Genomic DNA, 17,364 nt, shown 5'->3' on the forward strand with positions numbered 1-17,364 from the left:
CGCCGGCGCGCCGGGAGCCGCAGCCGCGGGCTTCGCCGCAGCGGGCGCCGCGCCAGCGGACTTGGCCGCGCCGTCGGCTTCGAGTGCCGCGCGCAGCTTGCGCGCGACGGGGGGTTCGATGGTGGACGAGGGGCTCTTGACGTATTCGCCGAGCGCCTTCAGCTTCTCGAGGGCGACCTTGCTGTCGACGCCGAGCTCGGAAGCGATCTCATGCACGCGTGGTTTGCCAGCCACAATTCTCCTGTCTGGGGCCTACCCAGACAGGGCAGACCGTTATTGGCGGACGGGTCTCATTTCGAGCCGTTCACTTTGTTTCCATAGCCGTTCAGCCTTTTCGCTGGATGTGCTCTTCGATGGTCTGCGTGTCAAGCGGGCCTGACACACGCAATGCCCGCACGAAGGCGCGGCGCCGAATGGCGGCATCCACGCACTCCGGCGTCTCGTGCACCCACGCGCCTCTTCCGGGCATCGAAGCACGCTCGTCGACGACGAGGTGGGATTCGATGGAGACCACCCTGAGGAGGGTGGTCCGGAGAGCACGCGTGCGGCATCCGACGCACGTTCGTACAGCATCCATGGTACACCCCGGGGCTGGGAGCCAGCGCCGCGGGTCAGCCCTCCTCGAGGATCGAGTCCGGCTGGATGTCGATCTTCGCGCCCGTGAGCTTCGCGGCCAGACGGGCGTTCTGGCCCTCCTTGCCGATCGCGAGCGACAGCTGGTAGTCAGGCACGAGGGCGCGCACAGCCTTGTTCGAGGCATCCAGGATGAAGCTCGACGTCACCTTCGCGGGCGACAGCGCATTCGCGACGAACTTCGCGAGTTCGGGATCGTAGTCGACGATGTCGATCTTCTCGCCGCCGAGCTCCTCGGTGACGGCGCGCACGCGGCGGCCGAGCTCGCCGATGCAGGCGCCCTTGGCGTTGATCGACGGGTCGTTCGCCTTGACCGCGATCTTGGTGCGGTGGCCGGCCTCGCGCGCGAGGGAGACGATCTCGACGAGCCCCGCGGGGATCTCGGGAACCTCGAGCGCGAACAGCTTGCGGACGAGACCCGGGTGCGTGCGCGAGACGGTGATCTGCGGGCCCTTCGTGCCCTTGGCGACCGACGTCACGTACACGCGCAGGCGCGCGCCGTGCGCGTAGTCCTCGCCGGGCACCTGCTCTTCGGGAGGCAGGATCGCCTCGACGGTGCCGAGGTCGACGTGCACCATGCGCGGGTTCGGGCCCTGCTGCACGATGCCCGCGACGATGTCGCCCTCCTTGCCGCGGAACTCACCCAGCACGGCGTCGTCGGCGATGTCGCGGAGACGCTGGCTGATGACCTGCTTCGCGGCGAACGCGGCGATGCGGCCGAAGTCCTCGGGAGTCGACTCCTCCTCGCCGACGACCGCGCCCTCCTCGTCGAGCAGCGGGATGAACACGGCCACGTGACCGGTCTTGCGGTCGAGTTCTGCGCGCGCGCCCTCCGGCAGCTCGCCCGTGGGCGAGGTGTGCTTCGCGTACGCGGTCAGGATCGCCTGTTCGATGATGCGCACGAGCTCGTCGAAGGGGATCTCCTTCTCGCGCTCGACAGTCCGCAGCAGTCCGAGATCGATGTCCACAGTGGCCTCCGTATTCAGCTCTCACCAGCACGTCGACGCGCGCCGGAACCCTCCAACATTACCGGATGCCGCGTCCCACGGTTCTGCGAGTCGGCTCCACACCCTGCGCAGCGTCCGGCACCCTCGTCCCCTCACCTGGCGCAGTCGTCGACGTGGGTGCCGGAGTGGCGGAACCGGGCGTCCGTCCACTCGATGAGCACGGGCACGAAGTGCGATCCGGGCAGCAGCGTGCGCAGATGGTCGTAGCCGCGGTACTCGAGGCTGCGCACCTGGTTCCCCTCCGCACACAGCCGGTCGACGAACTCGCGCTGCAGGTGGGGCGGGATGACCTCGTCCTGGTCCCCCCACGCGACGAGGATCGGCTGCGTCCAGGGACCTGTCGGCGTGTTGTCCTCGAGGCGGCGGCCGAGCGCGCCCGCGGTGAGGTCGCCGACGTAGAGCGGGCGGTCCTCCGAGACGCCGAGCGCTGTCGCGACGGACACGATCACGCCGGGCTCGGACGGGCACCGCTGCGTCATCTCGCGGACGATCACCTCGGAGCCCGGTGCGATGTAGCGGGTGAGGTCGACGTCGTCGTAAGTGTCGGCGTAGGGCACGAGCACCCACGAGATGAGGATCGACAGCAGGGCGTTCGCGTCGCCGCTGGTGAGTTCCTCGGCGAGCGCGACCGGCTCTGCAGCCGGTGCGAGCAGGGCTGTGCCCCGCACATCCAGATCCGGCGCGTAGTCGTCGGCGATCTGCGAGGTCCAGAGGGCGGCGTGCCCGCCCTGGGAGTGCCCCCAGACCACGGTGCGGCTCGACAGCGTGACACCGTCGAGTTCACGCGCGGCGATGACGGCGTCGAGCGACGAGCGCGCCTCGCCGCGGCCGATGAGGTACGGGAACACGCCGGGCGCTCCCTGTCCCGAGTAGTCGGACGCCACGACCACCCAGCCGTTCGCGATCGCCTGGTCCAGTCCGGGGATCGCCCACTTCGTCGCCGACGCATCGCGCAGGCTTGGCGCGCACCCGCGGGCGACGCCGGTGGTGCCGTGGTTCCACACGACGACCGGTCGTGGGCCGGGAGGCGGGTCCTGCGGCACGATGACCAGTGCGCTGGCCACCGCCGGCTGGCCGTTGGCGTCGCGGGTCGTGTAGAGGATGCGGCGGACGTCGGCGCCGGCAGGCTTCTGCCCCGAGAAGTCGTCGCTGCGGATCAGGCGCCCGTGGTCGTACGGCACGATGGCGGGCGGGTCGTAGAACGCGTCGACCACCTGGGCGCCGTCCTCGAACCACGAGTTCGCCCACCACCCGCCGACCGCGAGCACCACCAGCAGCGCCGAGAGCGCGTAGCGCCCCACGGCCAGCCACGCCGCGCCCGCACGGCGGCGACGCGTCGTGGATTCCGGAACGGATGCTGCGGGCAGCCCTGTCGCCGGAACGGAACGGCGTCCCTCCACGAAGGCGCGCACCGCACGGACCAGCAGGGTCGCGCCGAACACGATCGTGCGGACACCGAAGATCACCGCGACGAGGAGGATCGTGACATCGGGCCATGCGTACGACAGCACGCCGAATGCGATCTGGGTACCGCCCCAAACCCCGGCGAGCACGCGCTGGCTCACGCTGCCGCGGGACACCGCGTCGTAGAGGGACGCGAGGCCACCCAGCACGAGGAGCACCGCGATGATCTCGGGCAGCAGCTCGAGCGTGCGGCCGAGACCGAAGAGCACCGCCAGGCCGAGCGCGATCCACAGGCCGCCGAACACCAGTCGGGACCAGAGCGGCGTCTCGGGCGCGGCGAAGATGCGCGCAAGTCCTGAGAAGACGGCGCTGAGTCCCACGTACACGGTCAGCAGCACGAGGGACGTGAGCGGTCGCGTCACGATGAGCAGCCCGACCAGGAGCGAGAGCGCGCCCACGACGACGAGCACGACGGGAGGAGCTCCACGCACCAGGCGAGGTACGACGCTCCAGCCGGTCGCCGGCGGTCGACGGCCCTCGCGGATCATCCGCCCCATCTTAGATTGCGTGCGTATGAGGTCGCGGTGTCCCTTGGCGGGTTCCACCGCTTGTGGGCGTCGTCAAGCCCCTGCTCGCCCTGACACCGGGAGTTAGCGTGAGGTGGGTGGGGACCGGCGACGAGGTGAAGGCGGGCGCGAAGCAGCTCGCCCGCGAGGCGGAATCGAACTCGGTCTTCGAGGTGCTCGCTCGCGCGGGCTACGTCGCCAATGCGATCATCCACGCGCTGATCGGCGTCATCGTGCTTGTCATCGCCTCGGGCGGCAAAGGCGAGGGCGACCAGGCAGGCGCCATGAAGGCCGTGGCGGGTGCCCCCGCGGGGTTCGTCGTGCTGTGGCTCATCGCGGCCGGGCTGTGCGCGCTCGGAATATGGCACACCGCAGAGGGACTCCTGGCGCGAGATCGGTCGGGCGACACGAAGGGCGCCGCCCGGAAGTGGGGGCGCCGGCTTGCCGAATGGGGGCAGGCCGTGGTCTTCCTCGTGCTCGGTCTGATCTCGGCGGCAGTGGCTGTCGGCGCGCGACCGAACGCGGACAAGACCGCCGAGGATGCCAGCCGCGAGCTGCTTCGCATTCCCGGAGGCTCGATCGTCCTGGCGATCATCGGCCTCGCTGTCGGGATCGCCGGCGTCGTCTTCGTGGTCATGGGCGCGGGGCGCAGCTTCCGCACGCGCATGCGGATTCCGGACGGCACGCCGGCACGATGGGTCACGCTGTTGGGGGTCGTGGGATTCGTCGCGAAGGGCGTCGCCCTCACGACCCTCGGCGTGCTCGTCTTCGTCGCAGCCTTCGTCACCGACGCCGAGGCCGCGGGCAGTCTCGACGGCGCCATCGATGCGCTCCTGACACTGCCGCTCGGTCCGGCGCTCGCTTGGACGATCGGCATCGGCTTCTTCGCCTACGCCGCCTTCACCATCGCCCGCGCCCGCTTCGCGCGGATGTGACCGGACGATGCGACCGCGGTAGGCCCCAGCATCCTTGGTGTCAATGGTCTGGCGTCCACCGACGACCCGGTCGAGCCTGGGGGCATGACGCACACAGAGGAAGATCTCGTCACCGGCCCCGATGCGATCGCGCGGGTCAAGGAACTCGTCGAGGACATCGACTTCACCATGCTGACCACTCGCGACTCCGCGGGGAACCTCGTCAGCCGGCCGATGAGCACACGCCAGATGGATGGCAAGGGCGACATCTGGTTCTTCACGCTCGCCGACACGGCGAAGGTGTCGGAGAGTCAGGCGGATCCGCAGCATGATGTGGGCCTGTCGTACCTCGATTCCAAAGGACACCGCTACGTCTCTGTCGCCGGCCGGGCCCAGGTCGTTCGCGATGCGGCGAAGATGAAGGAGCTGTACTCCCCCAGCCTCGACATCTGGTTCGAGAACGGACTCGAGACGCCCGGCATCGTTCTGCTGCGCGTGACGCCCGTCGAGTGCGAGTTCTGGGAGCCCCGGCACGGCAAACTCGTCACCGCGGCGGGCATGCTGAAGGCGCTCGTGACGAGGGACACGCCCGACGACACCATGTCGCACGGCAGGGTCAGCTGCTGACGCCCGCCAGTCGTCGGCCGTCACGCCGCTGACCGGCGCGGACACTCTGCCGGTCCCCTCCGCTCCGCCATACTGGCCGTGCACGACTCAGGCGGCAGTGGCGATCCACAGGGGGCACGGGCATGACCGACGGCACGACGAACATCGCGATCACCGACGCCATCCGCGTTCCTCGCGGCGGCGGTCTGCGCGTCGCAGACCCCGGGCTCATCGGTCTGCTGGGCTTCGTGATCGCCACCGTCACGGCGCAGCTCGCGCATCTCGGCCTTCAGGACGACGCGCCCGTGTTCTGGGTGGGCGCCGTGTTCGGCGGCGTCGTGCAGGTGACAGCGGGCATGCTGTCGTACTTCGCGGGCGACAACTTCCACTTCATCGTGTACAACGCCTTCGGCTGGTACTGGATCGTGGTCCCGGGATTCCTCCTCGGTGAGGAGCTCGGCTTCTTCGAGGTGACCGCCCAGGCGCGTGGGCTCTTCTCGCTCGTGTTCGCGATCCTGGCGCTGCTCTTCACGCCCGCGGGCGCGGTGCACAACTCCGTGCTGCCGATCACGCTGCTGAGCGTCTCGCTCGGGCTGGGACTCCAGTCGGTCGCGGCGTTCACCGCGACGGAGGGTCTCGCGATCACCGGCTCGATCCTCCTGATGGTGGCCTCTGCGCTCGCGGCCTACATGCTCGTCGAGAAGTTCTACTGGCGGACCATGGGGCGCCGCGTCGTCCCGCTGGGACCGCCCTGGATCCTGGGCGATCCCAACCCGGAGTCGTGACGCCACGACGAGGGCGCCGCCCCACCTGACGAAGGCGGGGCGGCGTCTCGTTCCGGCGTCCGAGCTCAGGCGCGGTAGACCTGCACCACCGACGGGCGGGGCGCGGTGGCGACGGCGCCCGACGCCGACGAGCCGTAATCCGGGAAGAGGGACGTCGGTGCGGCGAACGTGCCGCCCTCACCCGGGTGCTGCACGGCGACGAACACGAGGCCGTCCTTGTCGTGGATGACGGGACCGCAGGTCTCGGCCTCGCGCGGCACCGACAGGAACTGCTGAACGTGGCCCCGCTCGGCGCCCTCGAGCGGCACGAGGAACAGGCCGTCGTTGTAGCCGATCGTGCTCGGCGCGCCGTCGGTCGAGATCCAGAGGTTGCCGGCCGAGTCGAAGGCGACGTTGTCGGGGCACGAGATCGGCGACACGAGCTCCTTGGGGAAGCCGGCGAAGTACGAGTTGCCGAAGACCGCGGGGTCGCCGCAGAGGAGCAGGATGCTCCAGCCGAACGTGGTGCCCGACTGCCCGGCCGTCTCGGTCAGCTCGACAACGTGGCCGTAGCGGTTCCCGGTGACGGGGTTCGCCTCATCGAGGGTCGCCACCGATCGCGCCGAGTTGTTCGTGAGCGCCAGGTACACCTTGCCGGTCTTGGGGCTGGGCTCGACGTCCTCCGGACGGTCCATCTTGGTCGCGCCCACGGCATCGGCCGCCAGACGCGTGTAGACGAGCACCTGCTCCGTCGTGAATCCCGGGACGACGCTCTCGCCGTTCTGCGTGAGCGGGATCCAGGTGCCCGAGCCGTCGAACTTGCCGTCGGCCGGCAAGGCGCCGGTGCCGGTGATCTGGTTCGCCGGCGAGTTGCCCGAGAACTTGGCGACGTACAGGTCGCCCTCGCTCAGCAGCTGGAGGTTCTTCTTGCGCGATCCCGAGATCTTGTTCTTCGAGACGAACTTGTAGAGGTAGTCGTTGCGCTCGTCGTCGCCCATGTACGCGACCACGCGGCCGTCCTCCGCGACGATGACGTTGGCGCCCTCGTGCTTGAAGCGGCCCATCGCGGTGTGCTTGCGCGGGGTCGAGGTGGGGTCCTGCGGGTCGATCTCGACGATGTAGCCGAAGCGGTTCGGCTCGTTGACATAGTCGGCGTTGTGCGCGTCGAAGCGGGGGTCGTACTTGTCCCAGCCGGTCGACGTCGAGGTCGACGACGAGGACTGGTAACGCTTCTGCGCGGCGGTGTCGGCGGCCCACGCGAAGTAGCCGTTGAAGTTCTCCTCGCCCGACAGGATCGTGCCCCACGGAGTGGTGCCCCCGGCACAGTTGCCGAGGGTGCCGTGCACCCAGCGGCCCTCGGGGTCGGCCGCAGTCTTCACGAGGTCGCTGCCCGCGGCGGGTCCGGTCAGCTCGAACACCGTCTCGACCGTGATGCGGCGGTTGCGCTTGCCGTCGACGACGTACGACCACGGCTCGCCGGTGCGCTTGCGGGTGATCTCGACGACCGACATGCCCTGCGCGGCCTTGTAGATATCGCCTCGACGCTGCAGTTCGGCGGCGTCGGCGGTCGGCGGGAACATGATCTCGGGATTGACGTACTCGTGGTTGTTCACCAGCACACCCGTCTTGCCGCTCGGGTCGGCGACGATGTCGAGATAGTCGCTGTTGTAGCCGAACTGCACGGCCTGCGCGGAGGGCGTCTGCGCGTTGATGTCGAAGACCGGGGCGTTCGAGAAGAGCGGGTCGCCCCATCGGATGATCGGACGCCAGGTGTACCCGGCCGGCACGGTGAACTCGTCGACCAGACGGTTCACGGGCGCGATCGGGTCGAAGGGGAGGCTGCCGCCCGCGGGTCGCGCGAATGCGGCACCCGCTCCCCCGACACCCGACGAGCCCGGGCCCGACAGCGGCGTCTGCCCGCGGAGGCCGCCGACGGCGACGGCGACGGCACCCGCGGCACCGAGGCCGAGGAGCGCGCGACGCGACAGCGCGGCTGCGGCGACCTCCTGGAAGGTCTCGTTGTGCGACGAGTTGCACTCGGGGCCCAGGCACGCGTTGGCGCACTTGTACTGGCAGGTCACGGCGAGGCGCTTGCCTCGTGCGTGGTCTGCCATGGGCAGGGAACGGCGGAATCCTTCGATGATGCTCACGAGCGTCCTCTCGGCATGCATGGCAACGGGCTGGCGTGGGGTGGCGCCAGCCTCGCCGCGTGCGGCGAAGCTCGCCGGAACCGGAGGTGAACGCCCGGCGACGAGGACATGAGAACGGCTTCATCGAGACGGATGCCGCATCCCCCGGGTGTGCGGCGACCTCGAGGCGTCAGCCGGCCGGTGCGGATTCGAGCGAGTTGATCGCCCGGATGAGGCGGTACAGCTCGCCCACGCGGAATTGGTTCAGCCGCAGGACCAGCCGCGGCCACTGCAGCTCGTCGTCGTCCTCGATCTCGACGGTGAGCGGTCCGCGCCGTTCGATGCCGCCCTCGGTGACGAGGTCGCCGAACTGGGCGTTGAGCGCCTCGACCTCAGCATCCGTCGGCTCCGCCTTCACGCGCAGCACGAGCCGCTTGCCGACCCAGCGCAGCGAGTCGTAGTTGCGGTAGAACCCGGTCAGCTCGTCGACCGCGGACGGCACCGAGTCGGTGATGAGCACCCGATCGAAGTCGCCCTTCGAGATCACGCCCGACGGAATCAGGTGATCGTCGACGAATCGGCGCAGCCCCGTCCAGAACGTGCCGCCGGGCGCGTCGAGCAGGACGATCGGCGTCGGATCGGCCTTGCCGGTCTGCTGCAGCGTCAGCAGCTCGAACATCTCGTCCAGCGTTCCGAACCCGCCCGGAACGCAGACGAAGCCGCTCGACTCCTTCACGAGCATGAGCTTGCGCGTGAAGAAGTACTTCATCGCCACATTGCGGGCGTTCGCGCCCACGATCGCGTTCGGCTTCTCCTCGAAGGGGAGGCGGATCGACACGCCGAGCGAGTTGTGAGGCCCGGCACCCTCGGCGGCGGCCTGCATGATGCCCGGCCCCGCACCGGTCACCACCAGCCAGCCGCGATCAGCGAGCGCCGTGGCCACGTCCGACGCCTGACCGTAGTGGGCGTCCTCGGGCAGCGTGCGCGCCGAGCCGAAGATCGTGACCTTCGGGATCCCCCGGTACGGCGCGAACAGCCGGAACGCGGCGCGCATCTCGCTGAGCGCAGCCGAGGTGATCTTGAGGTCGAGGCGGTCGGTGTCGTCGATCCCCATCCCGATGCCCGTCGCGAGGATGCGTGCCACCAGGTCGGTGCTCTCGGTGATGCCCGCGGCGGCGATGGTCGCGCGCAGTTCCTCGGTCACGGGGTGCGGGATGGTTCCGGTGTCGCTGGGGCCCATGACGCCCAGAGTGCCACGCGGAGCCGCCGTTCGGTGGACGACGCGTGAACGTTCTCGTCACGCGGCGCGGGGCGCAGGGCGCAGGGCGCGGCCGGGTCGATTCGGATACACCGTTGTATCAAAACGCTTGTCGGGTGCATCATTCTGCGTGGGGACACATGGCATGCGCGAGGGAGCGGATGCCACTGGGGGTGCGACATGAGCGCTGATGAGCCGTGGAGCCACGGCGGGGACGCCGGTGGCGGCGACGTCGGCTACAGCCCCGCACCACGAGCGGCCGCCGAGGGGGTGGTGGTGCAGCAGGAAGCTGCCCCGACTGCATACGTCATCCCCCCGGTCGGTCCGCCGCCGGCCCTCGACAGAGGGTCGGCGGCGCCCGCTCGATCGCAGCTGCCCGCCGTCCTCGCGCTCGCACTCGGCGCCGCGGCGTTGCTCTCGTGCCTGCTCCTACTGTTCGCAGGGTGGGGCCGGACCGCAGGGCCGTCCGTCACCGTCGCTCTCGCCGTCGCCGCGATCGCGGCGGGCGTCGTCGCGCTGGAAGGCCGCGGGCGTCGCTCAGCGGCCGCGGTCGCGGGGGTGGTGATGGCACTGGTCGCAGGAGTGTTCGGCACCGCGAGCGCCATCCCGCAGCCCGATCTCGGCGTCCACGTGTACGGCTACGCGGACTGCCAGCTGCTCTCGGGAACCCCGCCGGACAACGTCGACGCCGACGCCTACTCCTCGGCCTTCTTCGCACCGGACCTGGTGGGCGTCGACACCATCTCCGAACCCTCGTTCCCGTACGGCAGGACGATCACGGTCGCGCCGACCGCAGCGGCCGAACCGCGCGACATCGCGACCTTCACGGTGGACGCCCCGGTGGACGTCACCGAGAAGGCCGCGGCGCCTCCGCAGAACGGGGTGTATGTCGCCGTGCCCGTGACGATCGAGGCGACACCCGACGGCGGGCTGGACTGCTTCTCGTGGACGGCGCCTCCGAGCTACTGGTTCGTCTACGACGGCGACTACACGGACTACACGACGGTCTCGATCCCCGGGTATCCGACCATCGAGGACGGCGGGCGCGACAACGGCGACGGCACCCTCACGTACTACGACATCTTCGACGTCTCGCAAGAGGACGTCTCGAATGGCGGCTACGAGTTCGATCTGCTCGAACCCGACGGGACGGTCAAGCCGGTCTTCTGGGCGGAGACACCGTGATGAGCACACCGATCACCCTGGAAGCGCCTGCCGGAGCTGAGCTTCCGCGGCCACGCGCGCCATGGCCGGTGGTCGCGGCGTTCTACCTCTGGTGGGTGCTGATCTTCGTGCAGTCCGTCGGACTCGCGTGGATGGGGCTCGTCTTCGGTCAGGCCGCAGAGGTCGGCGGTCCTGCCTGGGACATCCTCTTCGTATACGTGCCGATCGGCCTGCCGACGCTCGCGCTGGTGGTCGTCGAGGTGATCTTCGTGCTGCGGCTGCGGCGCGCGAGCCGCGCGGCGCGCGTGGTGCTGGCCGTCCTCGCCCTCCCGGCCGCGGGCTTCGCGATGGTGATCGTGTCGAACCAGTGGTGGGCGTGGCAGGCCGCGGCATCGTCGGTGTCGTTCGTCGGCCCCGATGTCGGCGGCGACACGACGTTCTGGGTGGTCGTGGGCGCCCTGGTCCTCATGGCAATCGCCGCGGCGATCCTGCCGTTCCTGCGACCCGTCGGCCACTACTTCCGGAAGAAGCCCCGCGTCACTCCCCCGCCGGTGCCACCCGTGCCCGAGCACGTGATCGAGCCCGGGCCCGGGCCCGAGCGCGAGACCGCGCCCGTGAAGGAGGAGCCGCCGCCCTTCAGCGAGCGCTGAGGCGGGCGACGGCGTCGGCGACCGAGACGACCTCGCGGTCGCCGGTGCGACGGTCCCAGAGCTCGACCTGGCCCTCGGCGGCACCGCGGCCCACGATGACGATCTTCGGCACGCCGACGAGCTCGGCGTCGCCGAACTTCACGCCGGGCGAGACCTTGGGCCGGTCGTCGTAGAGCACGTCGAGGCCGGCGGCCTCGAGGTCGGCCGACAGCTGCGCGGCCACATCGAACATCACCGGCTCGCGGCCGGCCGCGACGACGTGGACATCGAACGGCGCGACCGACGCGGGCCAGATGAGACCCTTGTCGTCGTTGTTGAGCTCGGCGATGATCGCGAGGATGCGGGTCACGCCGATGCCGTACGAGCCCATCGTGACGGTCACGAGCTTGCCGTTCTCGTCGAGGACCTTGAGGCCCAGCGCGTCGGCGTACTTGCGGCCGAGCTGGAAGACGTGCCCGATCTCCATGCCACGGGCGAGCTCGACCGGACCCGAGCCGTCGGGCGCGGGGTCGCCCGCACGGACGCTGGCGACCTCGACGAATCCGTCGCCGATGAAGTCGCGGCCCGCGACCAGGGTGTGCACGTGCTTCTGGTCGATGTTGGCGCCGGTGACCCACGCGGTGCCGTCGACGACGCGGGGGTCGAGGAGGAACCGGATGCCGGTCGCGGACTCCTCGCCGAGCACGGCGCCGGTCTCCGACCAGGGGCCGATGTAGCCCTTCACGAGGAGCGGGTGCTTCTCGAAGTCCTCGGGCGTCGCGGGCTCGACCTCGGCCGGCGCGAACGCGACCTCGACGCGCTTGTCGTCGACGTCGCGGTCGCCGGGCACGCCGACGATCACGAGCTCGCGCGTGCCGTCGAGGTGGGTGAGCGCCAGCACGACGTTCTTGAGCGTGTGCGCGGCCGTCCACTCGGTGACGCCGTCGGTGGCGGGGCCGGCGATCCCTGACGCGGGTGCGTCCAGATGCGCGTTCGAGTGGTCGACGAGCGTCTGGATGGTCGGCGTGTTCGGCGAGTCGAAGATCACCGGACCACCGAGCCCGTCGAGGGCGATCGGCTCCGGCGCGACGGTCGTGAACGCCTCGACGTTGGCCGCGTACCCGCCGGCCGAGCGCACGAACGTGTCTTCGCCGACGGCGGTCGGGTGCAGGAACTCTTCGGAGCGCGAACCGCCCATCGCTCCCGCATCCGCCTGCACGATGACGTATTCGAGACCGAGGCGCTGGAAGATGCGCTCGTAGGCGTCGCGCTGCAGCATGTAGCTCGCGTCGAGGCCGGCGTCCGACGAGTCGAACGAGTACGCGTCCTTCATGGTGAACTCGCGGCCGCGCAGGAGCCCTGCGCGGGGGCGCGCCTCGTCGCGGTACTTGTCCTGGATCTGGTAGATCGTGAGCGGCAGGTCCTTATACGACGAGTACAGGTCCTTCACGAGGAGCGTGAAGACCTCTTCGTGCGTGGGCGCCAGCAGGTAGTCGGCGTCCTTGCGGTCCTTGAGGCGGAAGATGCCGTCGCCGTACTCCTCCCACCGATTGGTGATCTCGTAGGGCTCGCGCGGCAGCAGCGCCGGGAAGTGCACCTCGTACGCTCCCGCGTTCGTCATCTCCTCGCGGACGACCTGTTCGACCTTCGCCTTCACGCGCAGACCCAGCGGGAGCCACGCGAAGATGCCTGGCGCCTGGCGCCGGATGTAGCCGGCGCGCACGAGCAGCTTGTGGCTCGTGACCTCGGCGTCAGCGGGGTCTTCACGGAGCGTGCGGAGGAAGAAGTGCGACAGACGGGTGACCACGAGGGTCAAGTTTAGGGCGAATGGATGCTGCGCCCCCGCGCCGATGTCAATCCTGGGCGTCGCACGTGCCCCGGTGCCTACACTGATCGGGTGCCCGCACGCCGACCTCGACTCGCTCCCGCACAGGCCCACGACGAGCTCCTCGAGTCGCTCGCGCACCTGCACGAGGAGTTGGAGCTTCCGGCCGGCTTCCCCGCCGACGTGGAGGCCGAGGCGCAGCGCGCCGCAGGCGCGGTCTCTGTCGATCCGGCGACGGCGGAGCTCGATGACCTGCGCGACATCGAGTTCCTGACGATCGATCCCGCGGGCTCCACCGACCTCGACCAGGCCCTCCACCTCGAGCGCACGGCGACCGGGGCGGTGCTGCACTATGCGATCGCCGACCTCCCCGCCTTCGTGGCCCCAGGCGGTGCGATGGACGCGGAGGCGCGGGTGCGCGGGCAGACCCTGTACGCGGCGGATGGTCGGATCCCTCTGCATCCCGTCGTCATCAGCGAGGGCGCGGCGTCACTGCTGCCGGATCAGGACCGTCGGGCGTTCGTCTGGAGATTCGTCCTCGACGACGGGGCTCGCCCCGTCGAGACGACCCTGCGATGCGCCGTGATCCGGTCGCGGGCGCAGTGGACCTACGTCGACGCCCAGGCCGCGATCGACGCCGGCAGTGCTCCGCCGAGCCTCGCGGCGCTCCCCTGGTTCGGCCAGGAGCGGCTCGCTCGCGAGGTCGAGCGCGGCGGTGCGAGCCTGAACGTGCCCGAGACCCGCATCGTCGCCGAGGACGGCGGCTACCGCCTCGAACGCGACGCTCCGCTCGTCCTCGAGGACTGGAACGCCCAGGTCTCGCTCCTCACCGGAATGGCCGCCGCCGACATCATGCTGAAGGGTCGCGTGGGGATCCTGCGGACGATGCCCGCTGCCGAGGCCGACGACGTCGCCGCGTTCCGAGCGCAGACGGTGGCGCTCGGCATCCCGTGGCCGGCCGACGTCTCGTACGGCGACTACCTGCGCGGTCTCGAGCGCGATTCGCCCGCCGCGCTCGCGATTCTCGATGCCGCCGCGGGTCTCTTCCGCGGTGCGGGGTACGCGGCGTTCGACGGCGCACCGCCCGCCGACCCGCTGCAGGCGGCGATCGGCGCGCCTTATGCCCACACCACGGCGCCGCTGCGGCGGCTCGTCGATCGCTGGTCGCTCGTGATCTGCGAGGCGCTCGCGAACGGGCGGGAGGTGCCCGCGTGGGCGCGGGAGAGCCTTGCGTCGCTGCCGAAGATCATGGCGCGCAGCGACGGCGTGGCGAATCGTCTCGGGGCGGCGACCGTCGATCGGGTCGAAGCGGCGCTCCTGTCCGGCCACGAGGACCAGGTCTTCGAAGCCGTGGTGCTGGGCCTGCGCGGCGACGGCGCCCGCGTGCAGCTCACGGATCCGCCGGTCACCGCGAAGGTCGCGGGGCTCGACGCGGCGGCGGGGGCGACCGTGCGACTGCGCCTCGAGTCCGTCGACATCGACTCGGGCACCGTCGTGCTCGAGCACAGCGAATAGCGTGGTCGCATGACGACAGTGCTGCTCACCGGGTTCGAGCCGTTCGGCGGCGACTCCTCCAATCCGTCGGGAGCCGCCGTGAGTCTCGTGGCCTCACGGTGGGAAGGGCCGGAAGCACTCGTCACCGCTGTGCTGCCGGTGACGTTCGCGGGCGCAGCGGAGCGGATGCGTGCGCTGCTGGCAGAGCACAGGCCCGACATCGTGATCGCCGCCGGGCTCGCGGGCGGTCGTGCCGCGATCGGCGTCGAGCGCGTGGCCGTGAACCTCGTCGATGCGCGCATCCCCGACAACGACGGCGACCAGCCCGTCGACGTGCCGAGCGTTCCCGGTGCCGCGACCGCCCATTTCGCGACGCTCCCCGTGAAGGAGATCGCACGGCGCATCGCCGGCGCCGGGATCCCCGCCCAGGTGTCGTACTCGGCCGGCACGTTCGTGTGCAACCACGTGTTCTTCACGGCGCTCGAGGCGGCGGCCTCCGGAACCCGTGCCGGATTCGTGCACGTGCCCTGGTCTGCCGAGCACGCGCCGACGACGGAATCTGCCGCCCTGCCGCTCTCGGACATCGCTCGCGCGCTCGAGATCGCGGTCCAGACGAGCCTTGACGTGACCGCGGACACCGCCGTGCCGGGCGGGACGCTGCACTGACCGCCCTCGGGCGTCAGCGCGCGGCGGGCTCGGCCGAGGCGGACGCCGCCACCGCCGTTGCGGCAGCCGTCACCGTGGCGACGATCGCGGCGCGTCGTGCCGCCATGCGCGCGGCTCCGTCGCCGGCGTCGGGCACAATGAGCGCGTCGAGCTGCGGCAGCACCGGCCAGGCGTTGACGAGGCTCACCAAGGTGAGCAGCAGCTCCCCCGCCTCGACGCGATCGACACCCGGCAGCATGCGCTGGATGCGCGTGACCTTCTCGGCGTGGAACTCGGCTCGCACCGGACTGTCGGCCGCCGCGATGCCGCGTTCGAGTCCTTCCCAGTAGACGAGGCGCGGGATGTGGCCGTTCGCCATGTGGTGGTCGAACAGCCGCGCGGCGTAGTCGCCCACCGCCTGAGGCCCGGTGCCCTCGACCTGCACCGCCTGCAACGCGACCTGGAGCGCTTCGGCGAGCACGGTGGCGAAGAACTCGTCCTTCTTGCCGAAGTACTGGTAGATGCGCTCTTTGTTCACGCCGGCGGCGGCGGCGATGCGGTCCACGCGTGCTCCGGCGAGCCCGTGCTCGCTGAACTCCACCGTCGCCGCGTCGAGCAGAAGCCGCCTCGTGCGCTCGGTATCCCACGCCATGCGCCCATGGTATCCAACAACTCCAACTGAGTGGTTGCGGAATACTCTGCGCGGTGGTTCACTTACAACCAGCCAGTTGCAACCATTCAGTTGGCTTTTCGGAAGGATGCCGCACATGTCCCTTTCTTCGCGCACGGAGCCCGTTCACGTGGCCGCCCCCGCTCCCGCGCCGTCCGTCCACGTACGCGCCGTGATCACATGGCTGGCGATCTTCCCTCTCGTGTCGGTGGGGATGCTGCTGCTCGGACCCGTGTCGGAGTCGTGGCATCCCATCCTCCGCGCGCTGGTGCTGACCGCCGTCGTCGTGCCGCTCGCGGTCTACGTCGTCGTGCCGCGCCTCCTCGGCGTCTACACGTCGCTTCGCCGGCGCCGCGCGCCCCGCCAGGACTGACGTCGCGCCGTCCTGAGCGGAGGGGTCAGCGCGAGCGGCGGCCGAAGTGGAGCACTTCACGCACGACGAGACCTGCGACCAGGGCCCAGAACGCGGCGCTCACCCCCGCGATCGCCACGCCCGACGCGGCCACGAGGAACGTCACCACCGCCGGCAGCCGCTCCCCCGGGTCGTCGATCGCCTGCTGCACGGCGGAGCCGAAGGCGCCGAACAGCGCGATGCCGGCGACCGCCGGGATGACAGCCTCCGGCGCCACCACCACCAGTGCGACGAGCGCCGCCGACAGCCCGCCGAGCACGATGCCGCTCGCGCCCGTCGACACACCCGCGACCCAGCGCCGCTTCGGGTCAGGATCGGCGTCAGGTGCGGCGGCGAGCGCCGCGCTGATCGCGGCGAGGTTGATCGCGTGTCCGCCGGCCGTCGCGCCGAGGGCGGTGCCGACGCCGGTCACGATCATCGCCGGCCGCCACGGCACCTGGTAGCCGAAGCTGCGCATGATCGCGATGCCGGGCACGTTCTGCGACGCCATCGTCACCAGGAACAGCGGCAGCGCGAGTCCGACGACGGCGCCGAAGGTGAGCGTCGGCGCGGTGAACTCCAGTCGGGGAACCAGCAGCGCCGGGTCGATCGTCGCGCCCGTGACCGCGACATCCACCGCCACGACGACGGATGCCGCGACGAACGCGAGCGGCACCGCCCACCGCGGCGCGAGCCGCACGAACAGGAGCCACGTGACGAGGACCGGCACGACACCCCACGGGTTCAGCACCAGCCCGGAGATCGGGGCGAGACACAGCGGGAGCAGCACTCCGGCGAGCATCGCCTGCGCGATCGACGGCGGGATCCGAGCGATGAGCCGGCCGAGCTGCGGCCAGAGCGCCGTCAGCAGGATGAGGCCGGCGGTCACGAGGAACGCGCCGACCGCCGCGGGCCAACCGCCCTCGACGGCCCCGGTGGCGGCGAGCACAGCGGCGCCGGGCGTGGACCACGCGACGGTGATCGGCATGCGGTAGCGCCATGCCAGCAGGATCGCCGACGCCCCCATCGTGAGGCAGAGCACGAGGAGGCCGCTCGCCGCCTGCGCGCGTGATGCCCCGACGGCGTCGAGGCCCGTGAGCACCACGGCGAAAGAGCTCGTGACGCCGACGAGCGAGGTCACGATGCCCGCGACGATCGGCCGCGACAGCGGTGCGGTCTCGGGCTGGGCGGGCGAAGGATCCGGCGCCGTGGCGCCGGTCGAGGTGTCCTCGGTCATCCCTCGTGCCGTCGCGATCGGCGAGAGG

General features: G+C 70.4%; 17 protein-coding genes. 8 read left to right on the plus strand and 9 right to left on the minus strand.

Annotated features, from left to right (window positions below; translation table 11 throughout):
* The 4 genes from ACLBXX_RS17960 to ACLBXX_RS17975 all read right to left on the minus strand — a co-directional run.
* Positions 1-216: translation initiation factor IF-2 N-terminal domain-containing protein (locus tag ACLBXX_RS17960; protein ID WP_447659142.1), on the minus strand; the 216-nt coding region annotated here is incomplete at its 3' end.
* Positions 217-325: 109 nt separating this feature from the next.
* A complete protein-coding gene (locus tag ACLBXX_RS17965; protein WP_447659143.1) occupies positions 326-577 on the minus strand; it encodes a YlxR family protein in 252 nt (83 codons plus the stop codon).
* 34 nt (positions 578-611) lie between these two features.
* Positions 612-1,601, minus strand: coding sequence for a transcription termination factor NusA (nusA, locus tag ACLBXX_RS17970; protein WP_116193892.1), 990 nt, complete (start codon positions 1,599-1,601; stop codon positions 612-614).
* A 131-nt stretch (positions 1,602-1,732) separates the two neighbouring features.
* Positions 1,733-3,592 carry a lipase family protein gene (locus ACLBXX_RS17975; protein ID WP_447659144.1) on the minus strand — a complete coding sequence of 620 codons (1,860 nt, stop codon included), beginning with the start codon at positions 3,590-3,592 and terminating at the stop codon, positions 1,733-1,735.
* Positions 3,593-3,708: 116 nt separating this feature from the next.
* On the opposite strand from ACLBXX_RS17975, the gene ACLBXX_RS17980 reads away from it, so the two are divergent.
* From ACLBXX_RS17980 to ACLBXX_RS17990, 3 genes are all read left to right on the plus strand, one after another.
* Positions 3,709-4,545 (plus strand): DUF1206 domain-containing protein, encoded by an 837-nt coding sequence (locus ACLBXX_RS17980; RefSeq protein ID WP_447659145.1) that lies wholly within the window; start codon positions 3,709-3,711, stop codon positions 4,543-4,545.
* A gap of 84 nt (positions 4,546-4,629) precedes the next feature.
* Positions 4,630-5,151 carry a pyridoxamine 5'-phosphate oxidase family protein gene (locus ACLBXX_RS17985; RefSeq protein WP_447659146.1) on the plus strand — a complete coding sequence of 174 codons (522 nt, stop codon included), beginning with the start codon at positions 4,630-4,632 and terminating at the stop codon, positions 5,149-5,151.
* Between the two features lie 122 nt (positions 5,152-5,273).
* On the plus strand, positions 5,274-5,915 hold the full coding sequence (locus tag ACLBXX_RS17990) for an acetate uptake transporter family protein (RefSeq protein WP_082497080.1): 642 nt from the start codon (positions 5,274-5,276) through the stop codon (positions 5,913-5,915).
* A 65-nt stretch (positions 5,916-5,980) separates the two neighbouring features.
* Here the strand turns inward: ACLBXX_RS17990 and ACLBXX_RS17995 are convergent, their stop codons facing one another.
* Both ACLBXX_RS17995 and ACLBXX_RS18000 read right to left on the minus strand, forming a co-directional pair.
* Positions 5,981-8,008 carry a PhoX family protein gene (locus ACLBXX_RS17995; RefSeq protein WP_447659176.1) on the minus strand — a complete coding sequence of 676 codons (2,028 nt, stop codon included), beginning with the start codon at positions 8,006-8,008 and terminating at the stop codon, positions 5,981-5,983.
* A gap of 205 nt (positions 8,009-8,213) precedes the next feature.
* Positions 8,214-9,263, minus strand: a complete 1,050-nt coding sequence (locus ACLBXX_RS18000) for an LOG family protein (protein ID WP_447659147.1) — start codon at positions 9,261-9,263, stop codon at positions 8,214-8,216.
* Positions 9,264-9,461: 198 nt separating this feature from the next.
* Between ACLBXX_RS18000 and ACLBXX_RS18005 the strand changes: the two genes are divergently transcribed.
* Together ACLBXX_RS18005 and ACLBXX_RS18010 are read left to right on the plus strand one after the other, a co-directional pair.
* The gene (locus ACLBXX_RS18005; protein WP_447659148.1) at positions 9,462-10,466 is read left to right on the plus strand and encodes a hypothetical protein; all 1,005 of its coding nucleotides are present in this window, start codon (positions 9,462-9,464) and stop codon (positions 10,464-10,466) included.
* Positions 10,466-11,095, plus strand: a complete 630-nt coding sequence (locus tag ACLBXX_RS18010; RefSeq protein WP_447659149.1) for a hypothetical protein — start codon at positions 10,466-10,468, stop codon at positions 11,093-11,095. Before ACLBXX_RS18005 ends, ACLBXX_RS18010 begins: the two co-directional genes overlap by 1 nt.
* Here ACLBXX_RS18010 and ACLBXX_RS18015 read toward each other — a convergent pair.
* Entirely contained in the window at positions 11,082-12,881 is a 1,800-nt protein-coding gene (locus ACLBXX_RS18015) for a proline--tRNA ligase (protein WP_447659150.1), read from the minus strand. The two genes, ACLBXX_RS18010 and ACLBXX_RS18015, sit on opposite strands and share 14 nt — an antisense overlap.
* Positions 12,882-12,971: 90 nt before the next feature.
* Between ACLBXX_RS18015 and ACLBXX_RS18020 the strand changes: the two genes are divergently transcribed.
* Entirely contained in the window at positions 12,972-14,414 is a 1,443-nt protein-coding gene (locus ACLBXX_RS18020; protein WP_447659151.1) for an RNB domain-containing ribonuclease, read from the plus strand.
* Positions 14,415-14,423: 9 nt separating this feature from the next.
* On the plus strand, positions 14,424-15,059 hold the full coding sequence (pcp, locus tag ACLBXX_RS18025; protein WP_447659152.1) for a pyroglutamyl-peptidase I: 636 nt from the start codon (positions 14,424-14,426) through the stop codon (positions 15,057-15,059).
* Between the two features lie 13 nt (positions 15,060-15,072).
* Here the strand turns inward: pcp and ACLBXX_RS18030 are convergent, their stop codons facing one another.
* Entirely contained in the window at positions 15,073-15,690 is a 618-nt protein-coding gene (locus tag ACLBXX_RS18030) for a TetR/AcrR family transcriptional regulator (RefSeq protein ID WP_447659153.1), read from the minus strand.
* A gap of 115 nt (positions 15,691-15,805) precedes the next feature.
* Between ACLBXX_RS18030 and ACLBXX_RS18035 the strand changes: the two genes are divergently transcribed.
* Positions 15,806-16,081 carry a hypothetical protein gene (locus tag ACLBXX_RS18035; protein ID WP_447659154.1) on the plus strand — a complete coding sequence of 92 codons (276 nt, stop codon included), beginning with the start codon at positions 15,806-15,808 and terminating at the stop codon, positions 16,079-16,081.
* Between the two features lie 25 nt (positions 16,082-16,106).
* Here ACLBXX_RS18035 and ACLBXX_RS18040 read toward each other — a convergent pair whose 3' ends face one another.
* A complete protein-coding gene (locus ACLBXX_RS18040) occupies positions 16,107-17,336 on the minus strand; it encodes a benzoate/H(+) symporter BenE family transporter (protein ID WP_447659155.1) in 1,230 nt (409 codons plus the stop codon).
* Positions 17,337-17,364: the final 28 nt, after the last annotated feature.

It is taken from the genome of Microbacterium sp. C23T (assembly GCF_053345975.1).

Bases quoted from the DNA above. Each gene is read 5' to 3' on its own strand.
- ACLBXX_RS18030 (WP_447659153.1), bottom strand. From the start codon at position 15,690: ATGGCGTGGGATACCGAGCGCACGAGGCGGCTTCTGCTCGACGCGGCG.
- pcp (WP_447659152.1), top strand. From the start codon at position 14,424: ATGACGACAGTGCTGCTCACCGGGTTCGAGCCGTTCGGCGGCGACTCC.
- ACLBXX_RS18040 (WP_447659155.1), bottom strand. From the start codon at position 17,336: ATGACCGAGGACACCTCGACCGGCGCCACGGCGCCGGATCCTTCGCCC.
- ACLBXX_RS17990 (WP_082497080.1), top strand. From the start codon at position 5,274: ATGACCGACGGCACGACGAACATCGCGATCACCGACGCCATCCGCGTT.
- ACLBXX_RS18010 (WP_447659149.1), top strand. From the start codon at position 10,466: ATGAGCACACCGATCACCCTGGAAGCGCCTGCCGGAGCTGAGCTTCCG.
- ACLBXX_RS17965 (WP_447659143.1), bottom strand. From the start codon at position 577: ATGGATGCTGTACGAACGTGCGTCGGATGCCGCACGCGTGCTCTCCGG.
- ACLBXX_RS17995 (WP_447659176.1), bottom strand. From the start codon at position 8,008: ATGGCAGACCACGCACGAGGCAAGCGCCTCGCCGTGACCTGCCAGTAC.
- ACLBXX_RS18005 (WP_447659148.1), top strand. From the start codon at position 9,462: ATGAGCGCTGATGAGCCGTGGAGCCACGGCGGGGACGCCGGTGGCGGC.
- ACLBXX_RS18000 (WP_447659147.1), bottom strand. From the start codon at position 9,263: ATGGGCCCCAGCGACACCGGAACCATCCCGCACCCCGTGACCGAGGAA.
- ACLBXX_RS18035 (WP_447659154.1), top strand. From the start codon at position 15,806: ATGTCCCTTTCTTCGCGCACGGAGCCCGTTCACGTGGCCGCCCCCGCT.
- ACLBXX_RS17975 (WP_447659144.1), bottom strand. From the start codon at position 3,592: ATGATCCGCGAGGGCCGTCGACCGCCGGCGACCGGCTGGAGCGTCGTA.
- ACLBXX_RS17985 (WP_447659146.1), top strand. From the start codon at position 4,630: ATGACGCACACAGAGGAAGATCTCGTCACCGGCCCCGATGCGATCGCG.